At 36.3% G+C, this 25706-nt stretch carries 19 protein-coding genes; 10 read left to right on the top strand and 9 right to left on the bottom strand.

Translation table 11 applies throughout. The annotated features are described in order from the left end of the window. Nucleotides 1–88 precede the first annotated feature (88 nt). Nucleotides 89–400 carry a zinc ribbon domain-containing protein gene (locus F6K15_RS38990; RefSeq protein ID WP_375341037.1) on the bottom strand — a complete coding sequence of 104 codons (312 nt, stop codon included), beginning with the start codon at nucleotides 398–400 and terminating at the stop codon, nucleotides 89–91. Between F6K15_RS38990 and F6K15_RS02400 the strand changes: the two genes are divergently transcribed. Then, the gene (locus F6K15_RS02400; protein WP_293056607.1) at nucleotides 338–532 is read left to right on the top strand and encodes a transposase family protein; all 195 of its coding nucleotides are present in this window, start codon (nucleotides 338–340) and stop codon (nucleotides 530–532) included. The two genes, F6K15_RS38990 and F6K15_RS02400, sit on opposite strands and share 63 nt — an antisense overlap. Nucleotides 533–660: 128 nt before the next feature. Here F6K15_RS02400 and F6K15_RS38985 read toward each other — a convergent pair whose 3' ends face one another. Then, nucleotides 661–876: a transposase gene (locus F6K15_RS38985; RefSeq protein ID WP_375341036.1), complete on the bottom strand. Its 216-nt coding sequence runs from the start codon at nucleotides 874–876 to the stop codon at nucleotides 661–663. A gap of 399 nt (nucleotides 877–1275) precedes the next feature. Then, nucleotides 1276–1950 carry a hypothetical protein gene (locus F6K15_RS02390; protein ID WP_293056605.1) on the bottom strand — a complete coding sequence of 225 codons (675 nt, stop codon included), beginning with the start codon at nucleotides 1948–1950 and terminating at the stop codon, nucleotides 1276–1278. 648 nt (nucleotides 1951–2598) lie between these two features. Between F6K15_RS02390 and F6K15_RS02385 the strand changes: the two genes are divergently transcribed. Further along, nucleotides 2599–3246 (top strand): VWA domain-containing protein, encoded by a 648-nt coding sequence (locus F6K15_RS02385; protein ID WP_293056603.1) that lies wholly within the window; start codon nucleotides 2599–2601, stop codon nucleotides 3244–3246. Between the two features lie 1091 nt (nucleotides 3247–4337). Here F6K15_RS02385 and F6K15_RS02380 read toward each other — a convergent pair. Beyond that, nucleotides 4338–4844 (bottom strand): hypothetical protein, encoded by a 507-nt coding sequence (locus F6K15_RS02380; protein ID WP_293056601.1) that lies wholly within the window; start codon nucleotides 4842–4844, stop codon nucleotides 4338–4340. Nucleotides 4845–5846: 1002 nt separating this feature from the next. Here F6K15_RS02380 and F6K15_RS02375 point away from each other — a divergent pair. Further along, nucleotides 5847–7502, top strand: coding sequence for an ABC transporter substrate-binding protein (locus F6K15_RS02375; protein ID WP_293056599.1), 1656 nt, complete (start codon nucleotides 5847–5849; stop codon nucleotides 7500–7502). A gap of 1583 nt (nucleotides 7503–9085) precedes the next feature. On the opposite strand, the gene F6K15_RS02370 is transcribed toward F6K15_RS02375, so the two are convergent. Both F6K15_RS02370 and pgeF read right to left on the bottom strand, forming a co-directional pair. Then, the gene (locus tag F6K15_RS02370; RefSeq protein ID WP_293056597.1) at nucleotides 9086–9697 is read right to left on the bottom strand and encodes a CPP1-like family protein; all 612 of its coding nucleotides are present in this window, start codon (nucleotides 9695–9697) and stop codon (nucleotides 9086–9088) included. Between the two features lie 1036 nt (nucleotides 9698–10733). Next, complete coding sequence (pgeF, locus tag F6K15_RS02365) at nucleotides 10734–11594, bottom strand: peptidoglycan editing factor PgeF (RefSeq protein WP_293056595.1); 861 nt, start codon at nucleotides 11592–11594, stop codon at nucleotides 10734–10736. 291 nt (nucleotides 11595–11885) lie between these two features. Here pgeF and F6K15_RS02360 point away from each other — a divergent pair, with 291 nt between their 5' ends. The 6 genes from F6K15_RS02360 to F6K15_RS02335 all read left to right on the top strand — a co-directional run bounded on the left by F6K15_RS02360 (nucleotide 11886) and on the right by F6K15_RS02335 (nucleotide 19090). Continuing rightward, the gene (locus F6K15_RS02360; protein ID WP_293056592.1) at nucleotides 11886–12101 is read left to right on the top strand and encodes a hypothetical protein; all 216 of its coding nucleotides are present in this window, start codon (nucleotides 11886–11888) and stop codon (nucleotides 12099–12101) included. 333 nt (nucleotides 12102–12434) lie between these two features. After that, the gene (locus tag F6K15_RS02355; RefSeq protein WP_293056590.1) at nucleotides 12435–13310 is read left to right on the top strand and encodes a biotin--[acetyl-CoA-carboxylase] ligase; all 876 of its coding nucleotides are present in this window, start codon (nucleotides 12435–12437) and stop codon (nucleotides 13308–13310) included. Nucleotides 13311–14051: 741 nt separating this feature from the next. Then, nucleotides 14052–16130 (top strand): peptidoglycan DD-metalloendopeptidase family protein, encoded by a 2079-nt coding sequence (locus tag F6K15_RS02350; protein ID WP_293056587.1) that lies wholly within the window; start codon nucleotides 14052–14054, stop codon nucleotides 16128–16130. A gap of 682 nt (nucleotides 16131–16812) precedes the next feature. Continuing rightward, nucleotides 16813–17157 carry a hypothetical protein gene (locus tag F6K15_RS02345; protein ID WP_293056585.1) on the top strand — a complete coding sequence of 115 codons (345 nt, stop codon included), beginning with the start codon at nucleotides 16813–16815 and terminating at the stop codon, nucleotides 17155–17157. 3 nt (nucleotides 17158–17160) lie between these two features. Then, entirely contained in the window at nucleotides 17161–18243 is a 1083-nt protein-coding gene (locus F6K15_RS02340; protein WP_293056583.1) for a caspase family protein, read from the top strand. A gap of 163 nt (nucleotides 18244–18406) precedes the next feature. Next, nucleotides 18407–19090 (top strand): Uma2 family endonuclease, encoded by a 684-nt coding sequence (locus tag F6K15_RS02335; RefSeq protein WP_293056581.1) that lies wholly within the window; start codon nucleotides 18407–18409, stop codon nucleotides 19088–19090. Between the two features lie 697 nt (nucleotides 19091–19787). On the opposite strand, the gene F6K15_RS02330 is transcribed toward F6K15_RS02335, so the two are convergent. From F6K15_RS02330 to F6K15_RS02320, 3 genes are all read right to left on the bottom strand, one after another. Continuing rightward, entirely contained in the window at nucleotides 19788–20402 is a 615-nt protein-coding gene (locus F6K15_RS02330) for a CP12 domain-containing protein (RefSeq protein WP_293056579.1), read from the bottom strand. Nucleotides 20403–20656: 254 nt separating this feature from the next. Beyond that, the gene (locus tag F6K15_RS02325; protein ID WP_293056577.1) at nucleotides 20657–21568 is read right to left on the bottom strand and encodes a ribonuclease D; all 912 of its coding nucleotides are present in this window, start codon (nucleotides 21566–21568) and stop codon (nucleotides 20657–20659) included. Nucleotides 21569–21887: 319 nt separating this feature from the next. Further along, entirely contained in the window at nucleotides 21888–22727 is an 840-nt protein-coding gene (locus F6K15_RS02320) for a pentapeptide repeat-containing protein (RefSeq protein WP_293056574.1), read from the bottom strand. 721 nt (nucleotides 22728–23448) lie between these two features. Between F6K15_RS02320 and ilvD the strand changes: the two genes are divergently transcribed. Then, nucleotides 23449–25134: a dihydroxy-acid dehydratase gene (ilvD, locus tag F6K15_RS02315; protein ID WP_293056572.1), complete on the top strand. Its 1686-nt coding sequence runs from the start codon at nucleotides 23449–23451 to the stop codon at nucleotides 25132–25134. Nucleotides 25135–25706 lie beyond the last annotated feature (572 nt).

Below are 25706 nucleotides of genomic sequence, written 5' to 3'. Positions count from 1 at the left end.
AGTTGGGGTAGTTCACAGTATACCAAACGAATACCATTGACATCCTCCCGACGCTGCACTTGCGTGAAAGCGCAGGATTCCCGCTCCATCACTGGTAGGGGTTTTCTGCTGCCTCTTGACAGAGGAGCTGCGCTAACGTAGCACCTGCCTTCCGGGATTTACTCCCTTCTGATCTAAAAGCGCGCTCCACAGACAAGCCAGCGCGGTCTTGGGGGTTTCCCCCATGAGCGACTGGCGCTGACACTGCTAGCCCAGCAGCCAAAATATTTATTGAAGCGTTAACATCACGGTCATGGTGAGCTGCACACTCTGGACAATCCCACTCTCTAATCTTGAAATGCCAGAAGAAGTCAAGAAAGAGAATCAACAAAAAGCTCAAAAAAGAATATTTGTAGAACACGTAATAAGACTGATAAAAATCTTGAGAGTGGCACGAGAAAGATTCAGATTAAAAGAATTTAATTATGAAAAAGTAATTTTAACAATATGTGGTTTAGTAAGATTAAGAATAGGAGCGTTAATCTTAACATAAATCATCAATTTAGAGCTAACAAAAAGCAATGAAAAATTAGATAAAAATGGTGAATAATTAACAATAACTATTTGTAATACTATAAAGCCCGTAAAAAATGATGATCTGGAGGTTCTGGCGATCGCTCCCTAAAAGATAGTTACAGTAAGTGCTTGAGAATTTTTGGAGATGTCTATTAGTTGGGTTGTCAGTTTGTGAGTATAGTCAAGCCTTGAATCTTTAATTTTTGCGTGTATCCTGGCTACTTTCAGCCTGGCTTTGTGATAGTTGTTAGATCCTTTGGTTTTTCTACATAGGGCTTGCTGATTAATTATAAAAGTATTTATATATAAAGGTTTGAGCATTTTTATGGTCGAATTGCAGTGCCCCTGTTTCAGTTGATTTTGCTCAAAAAGCTAGTATTTTAGGCTCATAGTTGGGCAGAAAAATCATTCTTACAATTGTTACTCCTACCTCCTCGCTCCCGAGCCATTTATCCTGTCTCCTGTCTCATTTATCCTGTCTCCTGTCTCGGCAAAAAGACTTTATTCAGCTTAAATACCCACAAATAACATTGATTCGGGAGTAGGGAGTAGGGAGTAGAGAATAGGGGGCAATTTGATAGATTCTCAAGATACAAGATAATTGGGAATATCATTTTTATTACGTCTCAATTAATGATACTTGAGATAACACAATCTATTAATGGCATCTTCATTTCTCCTTTTGAAAGTACTTGGTAATTAATAGGTGACTTATGAGAACTATATTTGATTTTTTGCTTCTACTCTGATCAATTTACCCTGATTATCTGTACGATAAGCCCAGGTATAATTACCATCAGATAAGATAATATACCAACCTTCTACTAATCTTTGCCCACAAAGTTCATTACTATTTGCAAGTCCCAAACAAGTATTAGGCCAAGTTTCTTGACTGACTTGAGTGACATTGATATTTTCAGGCAAAATACCTGTTTGATTACTTAAATCTTCGCGAACAGCATCAACTATATTATTAGGTATTATTTCATCATAATCGGCAATTTTTTCCACTTTATCTAGAGTGGGTTTACTGATTTTTTTTAGGTCATCAAAATTTTGATTAATGGAAGGTTCGCTCACAGCAAGTATCTGATTGATAGATTTATTTTTTAGAAAAAAGGGTTGAGATATTTCTGTGTGGTCGTCAATTTTAATATCTGTTGCAGACTCAATCAGGTTAGCAAATTTATTAGCTGTAGAATTAATTTTGCTGTTTGTTTCTAATTGTTGAGATTGAAGCACTTTTACAGCAGCAATTGCTGTTTCAGTAAGATTGGGATATGCTTCAGCAGCTAATATTCCAGTCAAAATTAATGCTAGTAAAAAAGGATGGGGTGATTTCTTATCAACTCGCTCATTTGGATTTGGTTTATAATTTTTAGAGTTTGATTTCATGGTTAATACGCATTTCTTATGGCTAGATTTACTTGTGATTATTAGTTGGGAAATCAGTCACTTTAGAACTATGACTAGAACTATAGGATTAAATAAAAGTGTAAGTTTTAATTTGATTCTACTACTTGGTTATAGATAACAGCATGATTTTAAAGTTTAGCTAATACTAAACTTAATTTGTCTATCTGTAATTAATCTCTCATAACTAAAATGAACTTAGTTTGTACCATTTTATCTGATTAGTAACAGATCATACAAATTGACAGTATTTTACTAAAATAGACTTACAAAAAAGTCAGTTAGTTCCGTAATAATTCGTCATAAAAGCCCTAAAAACCACTATTACTTTATTTCAATTTAATTTGGTGTTTTTCCGGAGAAGAGACATTTTTCAAGAGCTTATATTAATGAAAGTTTGCTTTTATCTCAATTTTCTGCTTAATTGAAAATATCTGCAACTACCAACAAGATGATACAATGTTGAGTTAGTGAAATTCTAAATTTTTACTGACAAATCAAAATTCTAACTATAATCTCATCATAACTTAAAAGTTTCTACGGATGGATAAAAACATTTTCCTTAGCAGTAGAAAATTAAGTAAGCACAAACAAATTTTGGTGCTATTAACAATTTAGTAAGAGAAGATAATGGAGACCAATATTATGGACCCGTTACTTGAAGGTGGTGCTGCTATACAACAGCGTGATTACACCTTAATCATTGATCAAAGCAAAGGTATGTATCTATCTGAGTCTGTCATAGGCAAAAGTCCTTGGGAGTTAATGCAAGACTCGGTAATAAAATTAGCAACTGAATGTGAGAAGCTAGATTTAGATGGACTAACAGTTTACCTATTCTCAGACTATTTTAAACGATATGACCAGGTGACATCCACTGACTTAGTTCATATCTTTCTGGAAAATCAACCTTCGGGTAAAACTAATTTAGCAGATGCTCTTAAGGATGCTATTGATAATTATTTTGAACGACGTGCATTGAAGACAGCAAAGCCAAATGGGGAAACTATCTTAGTTGTTACAGCAGGTGAGATAGAAGATCCCGATAGAGTCAAGGATATTATAATTTTTGCTGCTAATAATTTGCAACAAGATGAAGAATTGGGTATTTCACTTATTCAGGTAGGAAATAAGCCTGAAGTAACACAGTTTTTTCAATTATTAGATAATGAATTACAAACAATAGGTGCCAGGTTTGATATTTGCAATACTGTGACTATTGAAGACTTGGAAAAAATGAATTTAACTGATGTTTTTATTAATGCTATCTTTGGCTAATATAATGTCAGGTTGAATAGTTATAAATAAACGACCGAGGAGTCAGTCCTCAGTCCTCAGGAGGGAAGAAAGAATCAAGAAGCAAGAAGCAAGAAGCAAGAAGCAAGAAAAAAATCGGAATAAAAGGAGAAAGTTTTTTTTATCACACTCTTATCCGGACATAATATAAGATAATTTGTATAGCAGGGAACAGGGAACAGTGGGAAAAATATTTCCCTGTCTAAGGTTTATTATCAGTCTATATCCTAATACCATTTCTCTGTAACAATGCGCTTAATAATTCTTACCAAAACCTGAATTTTACTAATAGCTGTTATCTTTTATTTAGCGCAACTTCATGGAGAATTGGTATAACCAACCCATTCTTTACTATAGCAATTCAAATTTAACGATCGCCTTTTTGGATTTTCCCCTCTAAAGATTTAAAAGCTGGTTAATATCATGTCTTTAAATCTAGTATGAAGCCTGATATACTATTTATTTACATCTCGTAAGATGTAATAGCAATTTGATAAATTTTTGCTACAAATTGTAGAAGCAAGAAAGAAGGAAGAAGTAAAAAGTAAGAGGGGATAAATATTGAAAAAAAGGGAAAAACAATAGATATAAATATCTAAAATGAACTGGAGCAGATATTCTTAACCATATTCCGATCAAAGTCTACCTTTTTGTATAATTCTTTTTTCAAAGTGGTATAATAGCAATTTGATAAATATTTGCTACAAATGATTAGTCTCTTTATTAGGAGTCAACCCACCCCTAACCCAATCCCAGGAGGGGAACTCAGGAGGACCGAGTCACACGGGAATGGCTTCAATACCAGTTTTTAGGTCGGAAATTCTCTTTTTTGTCAAATAAGACATATTCTGCACATTTCTTTTAATCACACTTATTATTCCAACACATTCTTTTTTCAAAATGGTATAAAAAGATAATTTAAGACTTTAGGGAACAGGGAAAAGTGCAAAATTTTACAGATTTTTTACTATGGTAAAAAATGATAATCCAGTTTCATAACTCATCTGGAAATTCCAGATCTTCATATCTTACTCATTAATTGTGTCTGATTTGGTAATTGAGCATCTTGAAATTTATGTAGAAGAATTTTGTGGCGAAATTCTAAACCATAAATACCGTCCTACTGCTTTTAAATATAACCTGACTGGAAACTGATAATAATCAATGAAAATATTAACGATAATTAGCAAATGAAATAGAAAAGTTAAAACAGTCCAAACTCTCGGTAACCAACACAAAGGAGTACCAGATATTGGGGGGTAAAAGTAAGCCGTTAATCCTATTAATGTTGTTGGTAATATTACAAATGCAACTGCTAATAACTTAATTATCCAGTTCAATTCTACGTTAGGATGATCGACTTTCCAATTTCTACCATTCCACCGCCAACTTAAATTAGAAGAACTATCTGCTATTTTCAATGATTGCTTTACCAGATCGGCAGTAAAAATATGGTTACAGAAGTTACAAGCAAAAGCATCCATTAAAATCATTGCTGATATCTGGCCATGATAACAGACAGGACAAGTATAAACTTCTTCTACACTCAAATCTTTATTGATATTTTGAGAATCACACATAGAATTTACCAGTAAAAACTATAGTAATTTCATTTGAGTTGCGCCAAAAAACATGGTCGCTTTTAGGCAAAAGGTAAAAGGTTAAGAGGCAAAAATTAAGAATGTCTGCCAGACTTTTCACTGTTAGTAAATAATCAACTATTGTTTGACATCTCAAATGAAAATGCTATATATGGTATCGTAATTTTAAACATGAACCTCTAAACTTATCCATAGTCTGTGATAATTCTTAATTTTTTTCTACATTAGATAAGAATTAACATCAGCAAAACTATAGCAATCCTGTTTCAATTGTAATATTTATGTGGTAGTTAGGATTCAGTCCTCAGGAGTCATAATTTTTAAGGTTTTTCGTCAATCTTAACTATTATCAAAATTCTCACAAATCATTTAAGATTGCTATATGCTGTTCATTGATAAATAGAGCTATCTTAATTCAGTTGTGAAATATTTTAGAATTTTAGGGTATATAAATATAAGCAAATAATCAAATTATCACAAATTTCTGTCTCCTGCCTCCTACCCCTACTAAAAAACTTTTTCAGCAAACCCTATATTATTAATTATTAATTATTAATTGTTGAACTAGCTATCAGCTTGGGTTGAAATATTCTAATTCTACAAGCAAGACAATTTAAGAAGGGTTGAAATACCCTTTGAAATTGCATTTATCTCAGTTTCAGCTAAATTATGGCTGCTGAATTACTGTTTGCGGAGCATTCCGTTAGGAAAAGCTTTTTAATATTTTGAGCTTGCACTAAACAAGTCATAATTTAGAAGCAATAGACATCTCCAATAATCAAAAATTCAATCAATTATTGTACAGAAATTATCAATTATTTTCCCCTACTCTGTAGGGACGTTGCATGCAACGTCCCTACCTACTCCCTCTTTTCCGGAGATGTCTAATATTTTAAATAACTTTCTGAGGAACTAAAATCTTGGTAGAATTTATCTCAGAAAAAATAAGAAGCTCTATTATTAGTGAGGTAAATAGTTAAATTGTTTAAACATCAATTATTTAGTTCTGTCAACCGTTCCCGACAGCTAATTATTCAATTTATTAGTTTGTTTTGTCTTTGCTGTTTCCTAGTTATTAGTTGTAGTCAACCACAGAATAATCCTAATAACACCTCTACTACAGAAATCAAAACAAATCGTATTACAATTGGTACAACTCTTAAACCTCGTACTGTAGACCCGGCAGATGCTTACGAAGTAATATCTGGTAACTTACTCTATAACTTAGGCGATCGCCTCTATGGTTACAAGTTAGGAACAACGGAACTTGTCCCTCAACTAGCTACAGAAATGCCAAAAATTAGTGAAGATGGCACAACATATACAATTCCTATTCGTCAGGGGGTAACATTTCATGACGGTACTCCCTTCAATAGCGAAGCAATGGCCTTTTCTTTAAAACGTTTTATTGAAAATGAAGGTCCACCTTCTTCTTTATTAGCAAATACAGTAGAGTCAGTAGAAACTACGGGAGAATATCAGTTAACAATAAAGTTAAAAAAACCCTTTGCTGCTTTTACCCCTCTACTAGCATTTTCTGGTCTTTGTGCTGTTTCACCTCAAGCATATACAACAGATGAAAATAAATTTAAACCCGATACATTTATTGGTACCGGACCATACAAATTAGCTGAGTACGGAACTGATGTTTTACGATTAGATATATTTGAAAATTATTGGGGAGAAAAACCACAAAATCAAGGAGTTGACATTCAAATATTTTCTAGTTCAGCTAATTTATTTAATGCCTTTAAAACAGGTGCTATTGATGTAGCTTATTTATCTCTTGATACTGACCAAATTTCTAATTTAGAACAAGAATCAGAACGTCAAGGTTGGCAAGTAATTTCTACAGATGGCAAGACAGTTAATTATATAGTTTTAAATATTAATTCAGCACCATTAGATAACAAAGCAGTGAGACAAGCATTAGCAGCTATTGTTGACAGGAATTTGTTAAATAAACGAGTTTTACGAGAGCAAGCTGAACCTATTTATAGTCTAATTCCCAATAAATTTGAAGGTTATAAACCAGTATTTCAAGAAAATTATGGAGATGGAAACTTTGACAAAGCTAAAGAGTTATTAAAACAGGCAGGACATTCTCAAGATAATCCAGCAAAAATAGAAATTTGGTATGCTTCTAATTCGACAAAAAGACAATTAGTCGCTAGTACACTTAAAGCATCTGTAGAAGAAAAAATAGACGGTTTAATGGAATTAGAATTAAATAGTGTAGAAGCAGCGACCGCCTTTAAAAATTTAGATAAAGGACTATATCAAACCTTTATGTTAGATTGGTACGGAGATTTTGTTGACGCTGATAACTATATCCAACCATTTTTAGAATGTACAAAAGGCTCAGAAGAAACAGGTTGCGAAGCAGGAGCTAGCCAATTTCAAGGTTCATTTTATTATAGCGATCGTATCAATCAATTAATAGAACAACAACGTCAAGAACAAAACCCAGAAAAGCGCCAAGATATTTTCAGAGAAATTCAAGACTTATTAGGAGAAGACGTTCCTTTTATTCCATTGTGGTTAGATAAAGATTATGTATTTGCTCAGAAAAATATTAATGGAGTAAATTTAGAACCTACTCAGCAGTTTCCTTTCTGGACAATTAATAAATCATAGAAATTCTGACTGGAATTGACAAGGAAGTAAAGATTGAGAATTAGATACTATGATTTAGTGAATTAGATTTTTGCTCGAAAAAGAATTTGAGTAATATCAAGTCTCATTAATTAGGGTTTGCGTATGGAAAGTCTTTTAGTAGGGGTAGGAGACAGGAAACAGGAGACAACCCACCCCTCGCCCCTCCCCCTCCCAGGAGGGGAGAAATGGCTTGGGAGCAAGGAGTTAGGAGTAACAATTGTAAGAATGATTTTTCGGCTCAACTATGTGCCTAAAATACTAACTTTTTGAGCATGAATAGCTTAAAACCAGGCACTTTTTAAAGGCCCCAAAATGCTAAAGTCTTTATATGTCAATGCTTTTAGATTTAATCAGCAGGGCAATAATTAGCCATAATAAAAATTTTATTCTCTTGAGAGAGAATATTTTTTCCGTTTGTCATGGGGAGGAAACAAATTTCCTCTTGTTTCCTACTCCCTACTACTTACTCCTTACTCCCTAAATTTTTTATTGGGGTTATTTAAAGAGACATTATATAAGGGATATCTTGTAGATAGTTAGAGTTATAACTTTCAAGGGAGTTCAGAAGACATATTGGCAAGGTACAGGAGCTAAAATTCAGAATAAATCATTGAGTAATTCATAAATTAAGTAGATTTAAAACCTCTGCTCTTAGTAATTAGTTCTAACTCCTGACTTCTGACTCCTTTTATTCCGCTCTGGTTAGATAAAGATTATGTATTTGTTCAGAAAAATATTAATGGAGTAAATTTAGAACCGACTTAGCAATTTCCTTTTATTCCGCTCTGGTTAGATAAAGATTATGTATTTGTTCAGAAAAATATTAATGGAGTAAATTTAGAACCGACTTAGCAATTTCCTTTCTTGACAATTCATAAATAATCATAGCGTAACTATTCACCTATCAGCTCTCAATTATTAATAAGAGAAGCAGGTAAGAGAGTAATTGAAATCAAGAGAAATAACTGCTTGATACCAAATTGAAATGAAGCTGCATAGAATAATATTTCAAGCATAATTTACTAGATATAGGCGTAGATAGAGATAGATTGGTCTAATGAATTTCATCATTCTATGCAACCTCATATAAAAATGGTATGAGATAGATAGCTTCTATAATGGCAAAAGTCTCTTCTAGACATAAAATTTGACTTCTATTTTTCATAGTCAGGACTTACCCACGGACAATAAATAGAGTGAGGGCGTTAGCCAATGCCATTCGCCCCTACATCTAGTTTTTTCAAGGTTAATTTGCGTAAGTCCTGATAGTATTACTCTACTATCAAACTGTAATTAAACTCTATTCCGGGCATTGCACAGTGACGAATGATTTTAGATTTTTGATTGAATTAAATTTTGGATTTGAGAATTGCTAGTACTAGAATGATTAATTAATAGTTTTTTTTAGTCATAATCTAAACTAATTTTTGGCAATATCATTTCATAATGTGCAACCCCTCAAATTTTTTTTCCTTCTTCCTTCTTCCTTATCATTCCATAACGTGCAACCCCTCAAATTTCTTCCTTCTTCCCTCTTCCTTCTTCCCTCTTCCTTACCTTAATCAACGTAAAAAACAACTAACCATCCATAACACCAAAAACGTTACCAAAGTAATAAATATTTCTGTTGTTAAACCAGTTGCTAAAGCACTCAATATTCCACCTAAAATCAACCCAAGAATTAAACCCCCAACAGTCAACAACACAGCACGACCAAACTTATTCTCTTTACGATTAAGAAAATAAAGACAACCACCAACTCCTAAAGCCAAAGTAAGTTGCAAAATAGACGGTTGACTAACCCCAGAATAAATACTAATAGCACCTAAAACCACATATATACCAGTAGGCCACAAAATATCAGCCTGACTAGGAGTATCAATTAACCTTTGTAGCCAAACTGGCCCTTTTTCAGTCAACCCAGGAGTAAAACTATCAGAGACCTTCTTTGTTTGCTTCTCAGGAAACCGAATACGCTCAGGAACCTTAATCTTTCCTTCCTGACGCAACCGTAAACGGTCCATCAAAATCGAATCATAAGCAGCTTCAATATTTTCTATAACCTTTTGATCGCCACTATGCTGCTGCTTCAAACGTTCCTTTGCTGCTTGAATTTCATCAAAAGAAGCATCTTCAGTGAGACCAAGTTGTTGATAATGACTTAAATCGCTCATTGGAATTTATTAATAATTTTTTAAACTATGACAAAGTTTCTAGTATTTTAATCTTATCTAGTTTTCCAGAAATATGCTCAGTTAAATATACAAACATTTCTACACAAATTACCGAATAATCTCATAAATTAACATAAGTACTGACTATCAAAAATAGCTTTTAACACCCTGAGATTAATAGAAGGAAAATCAAAAAAAGATGTCGAGAGGCAAAAAATACGACTTTACCGAAAAATTGGGTTTAAAGCCTTGCCCTTTTAGGGCAACTTTATGTTATACTTATAAAAGCGGCAAAGGTATTTAACCGCTCTAAAAACCTAGCTACTAATCGTAGCAAACTAGCACCTTGAAAACTAAAGTTAGGGGGTTTTGCACAGGAATGCTTGTGTATGGAAAAGCTTTAAGCAACAAGTACCAGAGAACCAAAGTTTTTTTTAAGGTTTAAACTGTACCGTAGGGCATAGGTCAACAGGCTCTTGATAGCGCAGCTCCTCTGAAAGAGGCAATAGAGCGAACGCGCAGGCGTGAGAACCATCTCTGGACTAGATGCCGTAAGGTGTTTAGTTTAAGTGGACTCATTGTTGGCGTAGCCTTGCGTCAGCAAACCAAGAATCCTGGTTCCAGGAGAATCACCGTGCGTTTACGCCGGGGAGTATGTCAATTAGGGAAGCATTTAACATTGCTTAGAGAAAAAAGTAATTTTAGCTCCAGAGTATTTTCTACCAAATATTGAAATTACCACTTGATTAATATATTTTGACTGCCTTTTAGCTTGTAAATTTAGACTTTTGACTTAATTCGGGCTTGCTAATTAAATATCAAAGCACTGACAGATATTGGTTTGCTGCCTTTTTTGGTCTAAAAAGGTCAAAAAGATAGTATTTTAGGATGATTATGGCAGAAAAATTTTGGGACAAATATACCCGACTACCTCCTCTATAATTTCCATTTCTCCTGTCTTCCCCTCCTGGGAGGGGTTGGGGGTGGGTTGTCTTCTGTCTCCTACCCCTACCAAAAGACTTTCCATAAGCAAACCCTAATTCAACCCACTAACTATTCCAGACCACTGCACTTTTTTCTGTTTTTCACGCCGATAAGAAAAAAAGTAATCCGGTTGTTGATAAGTACAATAAGGAGCGATCGCCATCTGTGAATGATCAATACCCAATTGCTCCAACTGTAAAACATTAACTATACGCACATCCAAGCGCACCTTTCCCGGTTCAGGATCGGATAAAACTGGTGAATTAGGCAAAAGCTCCAGAGAATGCAAAATATCTTCAGTAGTTGCTCTCTCTATTTGTGGAACAACAGTCGTCCCAACTTCAGCTGCCACATCTTCAGAAACTTGATAAACCTCTCCAGCAATAGCAGGGCCAAGAACAAATAATAAATCGGATAATTGACTACCCTGAGCTTGAAAACTTGCCAATGCTACGGGAACAATTTTAGCGGCCGTGCCACGCCATCCGGCATGAACTGCTGCCACTTGTCCTGTTGTTTTGTCAGCAATCAAAACAGGTACACAGTCTGCACTACAAACCCAAACTGCTTGTTTTGTTGTTTGAGTTATTAAACCATCAGCTTCAGCATAAGTTTTTTCAACATCAGAATTAGGCATCTCTACCTGAGTAGCTTTCCCTGTTGTTAGTACAGTATTGCCATGTACTTGTTTCACACGATATACCTCAGCAGAAGAAGGGAATACTTCTACTAATTCTCCTGGTGTGCGAGGCCAGAAATGGTGAGTAAAAAAGCCATGAGGCCAATTTTCCAAGAGGCTACAAGTTAGGTAAGATAATCCTTGCCATTTTTGCCAATGCCAAGTGGTATTATTCTCGCCCAAAATTTGATAGTATCTATTTAATTGTTGTGAGTCAGAGTCAGTTACAGTCATTTCAGTTATCAGTTATCAGTTATCAGTTATCAGGAAAGGCAGAAGGCAGAAGGAAATTCTTACTCCTGACCTCAGCATAAGTGCCTTGGTTTATTTTGACATTTTTGTTCGCTCTACTGCACAGGATTGGAAGTTTACTCAAAGCCAGAGTGCTGCACAGAATGAATTTGACTATTGCTACATCGGTAACAGTAGTAGAGAAAAGGATTAAATCATCAATCCTGGATGCTTCACGGAATGAAATGACTATTGCGGAAGTCACACCCCAACCCGAGTGCTTCAGACAATGAAATGACTATTGCGACATTCGCAACAGAAGTAGAACTAATAATTGAGTCATCAGCTCCGAGTGCTTCAGACAATGAAATGACTATTGCGACATCCGCAACAGAAGTAGAACTCACACCCCCAACTTCGAGTGCTTCAGACAATGAACTGACTATTGCGGCATCCGCAACAGAAGTAGAACTCACCCACCAACACCGAGTGCTTCAGACAATGAACTGACTATTGCGGCATCCGCAACAGAAGTAGAACTCACCCACCAACACCGAGTGCTTCAAAGAATGAAATGACTATTGCGACATCCGCAACAGAAGTAGAACTCACCCACCAACACCGAGTGCTTCAAAGAATGAAATGACTATTGCGGCATCCGCAACAGAAGCAGAAGTAACACCTCCAACTTCGAGTGCTTCACAGAATGAAAAGAAAGGTTAGGACAGTTCAAAAGTTTAAAACTCAGATAAAGTAAGACTTTTCCTTCTTCCTTCTTTCTTCTTCCTTGTTCCTTCTGCTATAAAGTGTTGATATCTATACTTTGACCCAATATTAGGAAAATTGTCAGTAGCAGAATTTAACAAAGAAAAATTTATAGACAGCTTGTCAAATATTCAAGGAGTTTCAGATAAATTCACCGCTTCAACATTCGCTAATCTCCATATTTTTCTGAGCCTCCCCTCAACAAATCAAACTCTTTGGCAGTTAATCGACTCTGGAAACCCATCAAGCATTGTTATTGCCAGTCAACAAACAGCAGGGCGTGGTCAATGGGGAAGAAATTGGCAGTCAACTGTTGGTGGCCTATATATGTCAATAGCGATCGCCAAGAGCAATACCATCACTCCTAATATCTCTATATCCCAAACTCCTCAGCTAACTTTATCAAGTGCTTGGGGTATAGCCTCTAGTTTGAGGAATTATGGTGTACCAGTTGAGATTAAGTGGCCTAACGACTTAATTTTAGAACACAAAAAATTAGGTGGCATCCTCACAGAGACCAGGATACACAAGAAAAAAATTTCTCAGGCAGTAATTGGCGTAGGAATTAATTGGGCTAATTCTGTACCAGACACAGGAATTAATTTACAAAGCTATTATAGGAAACAGTCAAAATCGGAAATATTCTCTTTAGAAATGTTAGCTGCTATAGTCTTTCATGGACTAGATTCTGGCATTAAACAACTTTTAGAGTCAGGAATAGAAAGTATCTTACCTTCCTATCAGCAACTACTAATAAATATTGGGCAGCAAGTAGTAGTAGAAGATCGTATTGGCACAATTGTGGGAGTAACGACTAATGGGGAATTACGAGTCAAGTTTAACCAAGACTCAGCTAGTCCGCTAACTCAGCCTCAAATATCTTCCTCAGAAATTTTCCTAAAACCCGGTACAATCAATCTGGGCTATGGCCAACCACTTCCCGGAAGTAGGTAGGGAGTAGGGGAGTAGGGGAGTAGGGGAGTGGGGGAGCGGGGGAGTAGGGGCGAATGGCATTCGCCTTCTTCACTGGATTTAGTGTCCGTGCGTAAGTCCTGACTTAATTATTTAAGTGTGACCTAAGTTAAGCATTCTTTTTTCACCCTTGGTATAAGAAGGTAAAAAGTAAGAAACTGCAATATTTTTTTTGGGCAACAAATCAATTTAATTACCAGAAAAAAATCATATAGCGGTTTTTCAATATAGATAGACTACAGCGGCTAAATCATTTTCCTACTGTCTACTTCCTAACCAAAAATAATTTTGTGTAGTCTACTTCAATGTTAAATGAAAAGCGCTGTAGTTGAAGTCAAATATAGCAAGTAGATTTTTCTACTAGGGAAATTAATATAGCAGTCGAAGTAAAGGACGCGGATATATCAAAATCTTAAAACTCAGACAACGTCAGATTTTTCCTTATTCTTTCTTCTTTCTTCCTTCTCCTATAAGACACGCTCATAGTCGGTCTTTGACTATCCATAAGCAATTTTCCCTTCTGCTTTCTGTCTTCTACCTTATGTCTTATGCCTTCTTCAATGTTAAAGTTAATTTTTATTAAACTGCATTAATTGTCAATTCAAATAGGACTTACGCAAATTCACTTTAAAAACGCCATATGTAGGGGCTAATTAATTCGCCCTCAATTGATTTAGTGTCCATGGGTAAGTCCTGTCAAAGTAATAAGTATAGTGTGAGGAAATGATGGTATCAGAGAACCAAAACCTGTCAGTAGAGTCTAAAACTGAATTACAGGAAACAACTAAAAAGCAAAACCAAAATATTATTCAGACCAAACTTCTAACTCATAAGTCTCTTATGCAGCTTGGTTGTTGTCTAGCTAGTCTAGGAATGTTGAGTAGAGGTATAGTTTTAGCGGAGGCAGTTTTAGAAATAGAAGTGTATGACTATGAGCCATCATATCAACCTGCTCCAGTAGATAACTATTATCCCCAAACATCCTATTCGGAACCATCCTATTCACCAGAACCATATTACGAACCGGAACCCTACTACGAACCAGCACCTTCATATACACCGGAACCATATTACGAACCAGAACCTTATTATTCACAACCATATTACGAACCAGAACCTTATTATTCTGCTTCACCAAGTTATTCAGAACCATACTATTCGGAACCATACTATTACGAACCAGAACCAGAACCATATTATTCTCAACCAGCACCGAGCTACTACGAACCAGAACCATATTATTATTCTCAACCAGCGCCAAGTTATTACGAACCAGAACCATATTATTCTCAACCAGCACCAAGTTATTACGAACCGGAACCTTATTATTATTCCCAACCAGAACCGGAACCGGAACCGGAACCTGACAGTGGTATTTATCTGCCGAAAAATTTGTATGTCGCACCTCCGACGAATACAGGACTCAACCTATCAAAACAACAAAAATATCAGGAGTTACCACCTCTAACATTACCAAAACCTGAAAAACTTTATTATTATGACGGTTCGACTAACGCTTATATAGATAATACAGAATACAAAACTGGTGCAACAGAAAGTTATGAAGCACCAAGTACAGTAGTTTTCTCCGAACGTTCCACAGATAACGTCGCCGAATATCCAACAAATAATAAAAATTGGGGTGCTGTCGCCGAAAATAATAATTGGAGCGCCCCTGCTCAAACTAATAACTGGAGTTCTACAACTGCAACAAATAATTGGAGCGCCCCTGCTCAGACTAATAACTGGAGCGCTCCTGCTCAAACAGCATCCAACAATTCATGGAGTGGGGAAACTCAACAAAGTTACTATTCTCAAAATAACTATCAAGACTCATCCTACGATAACAACTATTACTCATCCTCCAAAAGCAACTATTACTCCTCCAACAACAATTATTATTCAGACACTTCTAGTTATAGTCAAAGTAGCTACTACTCTGGTTCATCCTCCAGTCAAAGCAGTTATTACGCCAGCACTTCCTATACTCCAAGTCATTACTCAGGGTCATCACAAGGAGTAGAAGTCGCTGCAGTTTTACCCGCTCAGGTGCAGGGTTTATTTGATCACCCCATTACTCAGTCAGGTTTAGCATATTACAACCGCACCATGCGACCCCCAGCAGTACCAGGAAATGGTAACACTAGATTAATATTTCCTCTATCTATCCCCGCACCCATCACTTCATTTTTTGGTTGGAGACAACATCCAATATTAGGTTATAAGAAATTTCACACAGGTACAGACTTAGGAGCGCCAACAGGAACCCCAGTAGTTGCAACTTATGCAGGTCAAGTAGCGATCGCTGACTGGTTAGGAGGTTATGGTGTAACTGTGGTGTTAGACCACCAGAAAAAATCATTGGAAACTCTCTACGGTCACTTATCAGAAATTTTTGTGAAACCAGGGGAAGTTGTCAAACAAGGTGAAGTTATCGGTCGCGTTGGAAGTACGGGAATGTCTACAGGTCCGCACTTACATTTTGAAATGCGACAGTTAACAAAGGATGGGTGGGTTGCGAAAAACCCAGATACTCATATTCAGTTTGCCTTGGCGAATTTGATGACAGCGTTGAAAATTACCGAAATACCACCTGTACCGGAAATAAGTATTAATGAGTTGGTGAAACAGACTAAAGAATTAGATTCTGGTGTACCACAACTGCCGCCTTTACCACCTGGTTTTGAAGTACCTATTCCTGATTTAGAACCACCAATTTTTGAATTGACAAAAGCTGCGGAAAAGTCTGATGAAGATACAAAAATTAGTTTGAATGAAGAGGAGGAAAAAGTGGTGGAATAGAGTTAGTTTAATAGGGAAAAATTGACAAAACTTATAGCCCCCTACATCCCCCAATTCTGGGGGACTTAAAGATAGCAAATAGACTCTTTTTTCTCCCAATTTTGGGTGGCTAGGGGGGTAAAATTTAGTTATCAGTTATCAGTCAAATAAATTTTTGAAGGAAGTTTAGGGGAAAATTCCTACCAAAAGTTTCCAACTAATTTGTATGAGAGGTTGCCTGAGAAATTTGCGATATCACTCGCCCCCTAAATCCCCCAATTCTGGGGGACTAGAGCAAGCAAATTGACTCTTTTCCCCCCAAAGTTGGGGTCTAGGGGGCAAATTTCAGTCTCAAAAAACTTTTGAGATATCCTCTGAAAGTTACTAGATCGCTCGCCCCCTAAATCTCCCAATTCTGGGAGACTTTGAGAAACAAATTGACTCTTGTTCCCCCCAAAGTTGGGGGGCTAGGGGGGCAAATTTCACAGCCTCCTAAATCATCCAAAATTGGGGGACTAGAGCAAGCAAATTGACTCTTTTTCCCCCCCAAAATTGAGGGCTAGGGGGGCAAAATTCAGTCTCAAAAAACTTTGTAAGCTCTCCAGAGTTTATCTAAAAATAAAATAAGTTAAAATATAGAGATTATCTCTGGGCAACCACTGAAAAATAACCAAAACTTTAAGAATCAGAACTAATTATTATTATGAAAGACAAGAAAATTTGGATTATTGCCGATGAAACTTCTGGAGGAAAAAATTCAATAGATACGGGACCTGATTATGATGATTTGCCAGCAGAATCTCCCGAATCAAGTAGAAAAAGATTTCAGGTTAAAGCTGAAGATTTGAAACGAGAAATGTCTGAATTTCTTGAAGTTATTGAATATGTATTTGACCAAACAAATCGAGAATCTTCTAATGTTAAATTACAAGAAATAGAATTATCAGTTGAAATTAATGGGGAAGGTCAAGTTACTTTATTTGGTATTGGTGGAAAAGCAGGAAGTAAAGGTGCAATTAAATTAAAATTAGTACGCAAGGAATCTTAAAGTATGGCAAGAAATTACGCTATTTGTATTGGGATTAATAATTACGATAATATGCCAAATCTTCAGTATGCTCAGAGAGATGCTGAATTAATGCGGAATTATTTTTTCAATGAGGCAGGTTTTGAAAAAGAGAATGTTTATTTATTTACGGATAATTCTCCTCAAATTAATGATGCGGGTAAACCTTTTAATTCTCAACCTACTTATGGCACGCTAAAAAGATTTTTACGAGAAAGATTTGACGAGGAATTTTTATCCGCAGGTGATAATTTTTGGTTCTTTTATAGCGGCCATGGAATGCGTTTTAATGACCGAGATTATTTAATGCCTACTGATGCTGACCCCCATCCAGATGGAGTAGAAGATACTGCTATTCCTCTTTATTTTGTGACAGAAAGATTGAGGCGATGTGGAGCCGATAATGTTATTTTATTTTTGGATGCTTGTCGCAGTCAGGAAAGTTCAAAAGGTTTAGGTATAGGAAAGGAAAAGCAGAAAGGTGTAATTACATTTTTTTCTTGTAGTCCTAATGAAAGGTCTTATGAAATTGAGGATGAAAACATAAAACAAGGCTCTTTTACCTATACTTTATTAGAATCTTTAAGAATTCAAGGTGAAGGTAATTGTGCTACTGTTGAAAGATTAGATAATCGTTTGTCTTATCGAGTTCCTGATATTAATCTTCAGTTTGAAAAACCTCGGCAAACTCCTTATACTGTAGTTGAACCTGCTACTAAATACCATTTGATTTTATTCGACAAACAGGCAAAATTGAAGGATATTGCCACACTAGAAAATGATGCTTATCAAGCCGAGGTAGAGAAAAATATTGAATTAGCTAGACAATTATGGACTCGCGTTTTAGCAGTGTCTCCTGCTAATGAAAAAGCTTTAAAAGCTTTGAGAAGAATTTGGCAGATGGAAGAACCCATAGAACCTCAAGCCGAGTCATACCAAAAATTACTAGAATTAGTAGACCGCATACAAGCAATAGAAGGTATTCAGGCAGGTTTAAATTCAGTGCAAGAGGGACGCACTTTTCCAGCAAAGCAAGCATTAACCAAGCTCAAACAGAAGCATGATTAAAATTAGCGATCGCTTCTAATTTAGATAGTCAAATTACACCACATTTAACAATAGTATGAATAACTCAACTTTGCCTATCCTTGACAATTCAACACACCTCAAAAACTAATATTTTATATTATATATGTACTAACAAAATTTAACATATTGAGGCCAAATAGTTATGACAAGTGGATTAGAAAATAAAGTACTAAAATCAACAATTCCTACTCTAGAAAATGGCGATCGCTTAACTCGAATTGAATTTGAAAATCGTTACACTAAGTCAAATGTTAAAAAAGCAGAATTAATTGAGGGAATAGTTTATATGGCATCTCCTTTACGAATTACCCAACATGGCGAACCCCATGCTTCAATTATGGGATGGCTATTACTCTATCGTGCTTCAACACCAGGAGTACAACTTGGAGATAATTCTACTGTTCGTTTGGATGGAGATAATGAACCTCAACCCGATGCTTTACTACGAATTGAAAATGATGGGCAGTCAATTATTAGTGAGGATGGTTATGTGGAAGGAGCGCCAGAATTAATAGTAGAAATTGCTGCTAGTACTGTTTCTATTGATGTGCATGAAAAAAAGAAAATCTATCGTCGTAATCAAGTTCAAGAATATTTGGTTTGGCGCGTCGAAGATGGAGAAATTGATTGGTATAGCTTAAAAGAAGGGGAATATATTCAGCTTCAACCTAATTCCGAGGGAATAATTTGTAGTGAAGTTTTTCCTAGTTTATGGTTAGATAAAGCAGCTTTATTAACAGGAAAATTAATTAAAGTAATTGAAGTTGTACAACTGGGGTTAGCTACAGCAGAACATCAAAATTTTGTGGATAAATTATCATCTTGAAGAAGGAAGAAGAAAGAAGAAAGAAGGAAGAAGGGAAAGAAAAGTTTAAGGGGATAAGGTTTTTTGGTCGCGTGAGCGGAACGGAGTTCTATCGCTAATTATCCGGACATGATATAATACCAATTTGAAAAAAGAATGTTACGAATAATAAGTGCAATAAAAAAATTTTGCAGGAAATTTCCCTTTGACAAAGCGGTGCGACCCCGCGACGACGCCAGTCGCAAGGGAACGCGCACCAAGAGAAAAAGAGAATTTATAACCTAAAAACTGGTATTAAATCTATTCATTCTGACTCCTGACGCCTGACTCCTGACTCCTAAGAAGTACCCTACCTATTTGTAGCAAACATTTATAAAATTGATATAACTGATAACTGAAATGATGATCGACCTTAGACAGGGAAATGTTTTCCCACTATTGCTTGTTCCCTGCTAACATCGATCGCGAAAAAGTTGAAACTAAATAGGGCTTGCTGATTAAATCTAAAAGTCTTTATAGATAAAGGTTTTAGCCTTTTTCAGTATCAAAAAGTGCGAGGTTTTAAGTGGTAATGGTTCAAAAATTTGGGATTTTGGTCAAGATTTGGGCAGAAAAATCTTGGGACAAAACTTAGCTCCTAGCTCCTCGCTCATTCCCATTTCTCCTGTCTCCTGTCTCCTGTCTTCTACCCCTACTAAAAAACTTTTGAGCGCAAACCCTAAACATCGTAATTTCGTGCTTCAGCAGCTTCTGGGTTATCCTCGCAATAGAGGTCAAAAGCACTTTTTTCCATCCTTTCTGCCTTTTGATGAGCAGCTTCAGCTTGTAACTCTTCTACAATATCCCAAGCTGCTGCACATTCTTTAGAAGTAACACCTTTTTGCTCGCAAATACTCCTTGCTTCTTCAATAGCTGCCTCTATTCTCCTTTCAAGCAATACAGATTTTGGTTTCTCCACAAAATCACTCTTGCTTAAAATATCTGTAATTGAAATAATACCAAGTAACGTATCCTTAATCACAGGCGCTCGATGTATACCTGTATGAGCAAATAATCTCGCTACATACTCTACACCTAAATCAGGGTTAATAACAATACAAGGCTTAGTCATAATTTCATAAACTCGCACTTGTTTAGGGTCTTTGCCGTAAGCAGCAACCTGATAAACAATATCTGTCTCTGTGATAATACCATAAGCATCTTGGTCGTGACGGCGTTCTACAATTAGAGCGCGCAGACAGAGATCGTTCATTTTCTTCACAGCTTCAGCTACCGTTGCTGAACCGCGAATTGTTTCAACCTCTGTCGTCATAATATCTTTAGCTTTCATCATCTTGACTTTTCCTCAATAATATGTATTTAGTTATTGATATTTAAGCTACCAATATTTAGCAGCTTTAGTTATTAATTTAAGAGTAAGATAAAAGAGTTATTTAGTCTACAAATTCTACTCCTGTTTCTTCTTCTTTCTTCCCTCCTGACTCCTGTACGGGCGAATGGCATTCGCCCCTACTGACTTCCCCTCCTGGGAAGGGTTAGGGGTGGGTTTACTCCTAAGTAATAAGGTATTTCAACCCAAGCTGACAGCTAGTCAATATCGGACAAATTTTTAACAGTCAATTTCCAGCTAGAACTTTTCTCTTTATTTACCGAAATTTTATTCATAATATCTCCAAAATCTTTTTGTAGTTTTTGAGTGACAGTAATCGGAAAATCTAAGTCTATTTCCTGATTTTTTACTATCATTGCCAACTCAGCAAAATTAACTTTTTGAGTAATTCGTTCTGTAGGTGATAATTTAAAAGTTGAAGTTTCAGAAATATTCTGTGCCTGCATAGCTAATTTTATCCGCTCAAGTATATGACTAATTTCTGAATCTAACAATTTCCATTCATGTAAAATATCTTGATATCTTTGACCTAGTTCATCTAAATTTTCAGCAGTAGGTTCAGAATTATTTTGTTTAATTAATTTTAACAAAGCTAAATGTACTTGAGCTAAATAAACACAGTCCATTTTCGCATATTCTAATTGTTTTTCTGTCAGCGGTCGTTGTCCCCAATCACTACCTTGTATTTCTTTATCTATATTTTTAAAATCAGTTAAATTTTCAACTAATGTCTTCAGTTTTAAATTCGGAAGTGGCAAAATATAATAAGGTAATTTTTTCGCTATTTCCCAAGTACAAGTAATATTTTCAGCTTGATTTTTACCCAAAAACTTAATATCAAACCTAGCATTATGAAATACCTTCTCAATGTTAGGATCAACCATGATTTTATCGATAAAAAAATTAGTTAAATCAGGATTATCTAAAACATCCAAAATATAAACGCGATCGCCAATCAAATCTTGAGAATCAGCTAATACTTGAATTAAAGACAATCTAGGTTTACGAGTATTATAATCAGCAACCTCTGTATCAATCCAAAGCACATTAGCTGTAGTTAATTCTTCAATACATCTTTTAAGATCATTATTCTCTGTCAAATAAAACATATAATTTAATCAAAAAATCTTAAAATTATGGTGTTAAGTATTCAGCTTGTAGCCTATAAAAAAGTATATCATCCAACTTTATTTATTAATAATTGTGATTAAAAGGAAGTTGAAATTATGCCAATAATCATCTTATTGTATTATCTCCGTTTAATTAGTGACAAAAAACTTTCTTCTCTTCTTCCCTCCTGACTCCTGACTCCTTCATCGTTATTTATAAGTATTCAACCAGACATGGTATGAAACCATGGAAATATATTGTTTTATTATATTTTTCCTGAGCTTAAATTCTTATATAGTAAGCAGCAATAATATCTATTTAAGGACAAGTTGTACCATCAGGCATAATTGCTCCCCTCATATCTGCATCTCGTAGATTAGTTTTATTTAGCTTCGCATCAATCAATACAGCCTTAATTAATATTGCTCCCGTCAGATTTGACCAACTTAAATTAGCCCGAAATAAATTAGCCCCACTCATATTAGCTCCTCGAAAAGTAGTCCAACTAACATTAGCAGTTCGTAGTTTCGCTCCACTTAAATTAGCTTCACTCAAAGTAGCTCCAATAGTAGTAGACTTGCTCAATTCAGCTTCACTCAGATTAGCCCCACTTAACATCGCCCCACTCAGAATGCCATTACTTAGATTGGCCTCTTCTAAGATTGACTCATTCATCAAAGCATTTGTTAAATTCGCAGACTCTAAATTTGAGCCATTTAAAATAGCTCTGATCAAATTAACGCGAATCATCGTAGCTGCCGTTAAATTAGCTGCAGTTAAATTAGCCTGACTTAAATTAGCTTCCGTCAGATTAGCACCTCTTAAATTAGCTTGACTTAAATTAGCTTCCCTAGAATTAGAACCCCGTAGATTAGCCTCACTCAAATCAGCATTAGTTAAGTCAGTTTTCACCAGACTCGTTCCAATCAAATTAGCTTCACTCAAATTACTCCCATTGAGATAAGCATCCCCTAAATTCACCTCTCTGAGATTCACCCCACATAAGTTAGCATCCATAAGTTTAATATTACGGAAGTTTGCCCTAGTAAAGTTAGCATTACTTAAATCAGCCCCTCTTAAATCTACTTCTACCAGGGTAATACCTTTAAAATTTCTTTCCCCTGCTGCATACTGTTTTAGAAGTTCTTCCGCCTCCATTTGCACCGCCTCAAACTATTTTCTATTTTATATTTTATATTTAAACTAGGACATTACTAACTTACAAAAGTAAATAGAAACCCTATCATAGAAGGCATTTGGGATCTATTGAAAAATATAGGAGGAATGTGGGGAGTGTGGGGTTTGGTCTGACCCTACGCTGCATTAATCAAATTTCCTGTATTGCCTCTACTCCAGTTCCAACTCGTAACTCAAAAATTTTTACGTGGGTAAATATCCCATAAGGGTTCTATATACCTAATTAGGGTTTGTGCTCAAAAGTCTTATGGGTAAGGGTAGGAGACAGGAGACAGGAGACAACCCACCCGCGGGCCCCGACTGTGGAGGGGAAGACAGGAGAAATGGGTCGGGAGCGAGGAGGTAGGAGCGGGCGTTTTGTCCTAAGATTTTTCTGTGCTTAGTTTACCTTCTATGCTAACTTTTTGAGGGTTTTAGACTACTTAAGAGCGCACCCCTTGGGAATTCAATAAGGCTCAAACCTTTACTTATCAATGCTTTTAGATTTAATCAGCAAGCCCTAATTATTAACTTAGTTAACTAGCTTTTTCTGTGAAACTTTTTGCTTTCCTAATATATTCCAATAAAATACATACACCAAATTAAGGGCCTAAGTTTAGTAACTTTATTGTAAATATCTCAAAAACCACGCTTATCTTCTGAGAAAATCAAGAATATCAGACAGTACAACAAAAAAAATACTATGCCAGAGAATGTAAGAAGCCAATTAATCACAAAAGGAGTACAACGTGCTCCTAACCGAGCTATGCTCAGAGCTGTAGGTTTTGAAGATTCAGACTTTACTAAGCCGATCGTCGCAGTAGCTAACGCTTATAGCACTATTACCCCCTGCAATATGGGCATCAATGATTTGGCCATGCGAGCCATGGCAGGAACCAAACAAGCAGGGGCAATGCCACAGATATTTGGCACAATTACTATTAGCGATGGTATTTCTATGGGCACTGAGGGGATGAAATATTCTCTCGTTTCTAGAGATGTTATTGCCGACTCCATCGAAACAGTTTGTAATGGCCAGGCCATGGACGGACTTTTAGCCATTGGCGGGTGTGATAAAAATATGCCAGGGGCAATGATAGCGATCGCTCGAATGAATATTCCGGCGATATTTGTCTATGGTGGTACTATTAAACCAGGTAACTATAATGGTGAAGATTTAACCGTAGTTAGTGCTTTTGAAGCAGTAGGAAAATACAGTGCCGGAAAAATTGATGAAACAGAGCTGAAAGAAATTGAACGTAGAGCTTGTCCTGGTGCTGGGTCTTGTGGAGGAATGTTCACCGCAAATACTATGTCTTCAGCTTTTGAAGCAATGGGTATGAGTCTGATGTATTCATCAACTATGGCGGCGGAAGATGCAGAAAAAGCTGATAGTACTGAGGAGTCTGCCAAAGTTCTAGTAGAGGCTATCCGCAAACAAATTTTACCTCGTCAAATAATTACCCGCAAGGCTATAGAAAACGCAATTTCGGTAATTACTGCAGTTGGGGGTTCCACTAATGCAGTTCTACATTTATTAGCCATTGCTCATGCTGCTAATATAGAATTATCTATTGATGATTTTGAAACTATTCGAGCAAGAGTTCCTGTATTGTGTGACCTGAAACCTAGTGGTAGATACGTTACAACAAATTTACATCAAGCAGGTGGCATTCCTTTAGTAATGAAAATGCTCCTCGAACATGACCTACTCCACCCAGATGCTCTAACTATTACAGGTAAGACTATTGGAGAGCAGTTAGCAGATATACCTTCTGAACCACCTTCTAACCAAGATGTGATTCGCCCTTGGGATAATCCGATGTATGCTCAAGGACACTTAGCTATTTTAAAAGGAAATCTGGCAACAGAGGGAGCAGTTGCTAAAATTACAGGAGTCAAGAACCCAGAAATAACAGGTCCAGCAAGAGTATTTGAGTCAGAAGAAGCTTGCTTAGAAGCAATATTAGCAGGCAAAATTCAAGCAGGAGATATTATTGTCGTCCGTTATGAAGGACCGAAAGGCGGACCGGGAATGCGAGAAATGTTGGCACCAACTTCGGCTATTATCGGTGCTGGTTTAGGAGATAAAGTAGGTTTGATTACTGATGGTAGGTTTTCTGGTGGTACTTACGGTATGGTAGTTGGTCATGTAGCTCCAGAAGCAGCAGTAGGTGGAGCGATCGCTCTGATCAAGGAAGGAGATATGATTACTATTGATGCTCACCAGCGTTTGCTACAGTTAAATATTTCTGATGAGGAGCTACAACAGCGTCGTCAAGCATGGCAACCTCCAACACCCCGGTATACCAGAGGTGTATTAGCAAAATATGCGAAGTTAGTATCTTCTAGTAGTTTAGGGGCAGTAACTGATGCTGGATTAGATTAAAAGTGTGGTATGATTAACATCAATTTGTGATATTTACCAGTAAAATTAATTAAGCATATTGTAGACATCCTTAGTTACAGTTTCTATTATGTTGTAGCTTAGGATGTCAATTAATTCTCAAGCAAATTACTGAAAAATTGGGTTAACTAGCTATCAGCTATTAACTGTCAGCTATCAGCCTAAAAAGGTAGTGTATAGAGCTAGGTATCTGTTTGCAGAGCATTTCCTGACGAAATGCTTTTTTACCAAAAGAATTGGGTCTAGAACTCTGCCTTTTAAGGCGAAATATTTTTGGAGGGTTGCTCACGCATTCCCGTTACAAAAATAACTTCTGACTTCTGACTTTTGACTTTTGACTTCGTCAACTCTCTGTTCCCTGTTCCCTCCAGTTTTGACACTCCACGGGATAAATCCGCGTGGATTCGTTACTAGGAGTTGTAAATCGGGTTAAAACCTCGATTTTCACATTGCTCGCAACAACCACATTGCCAGTACCGTACCGTAGTACGTATACAGCAGCAGTCCACGCTTACGGTGTCAATTGCCACTACTCTCTCCGGCCAAAAGACCAT

This window comes from Okeania sp. SIO2B3 (assembly GCF_010672525.1).
GTDB lineage: Bacteria > Cyanobacteriota > Cyanobacteriia > Cyanobacteriales > Microcoleaceae > Okeania.
Note: the sequence above shows the minus strand (reverse complement) of the source record. Positions and strands in the feature narration are given on the sequence as shown.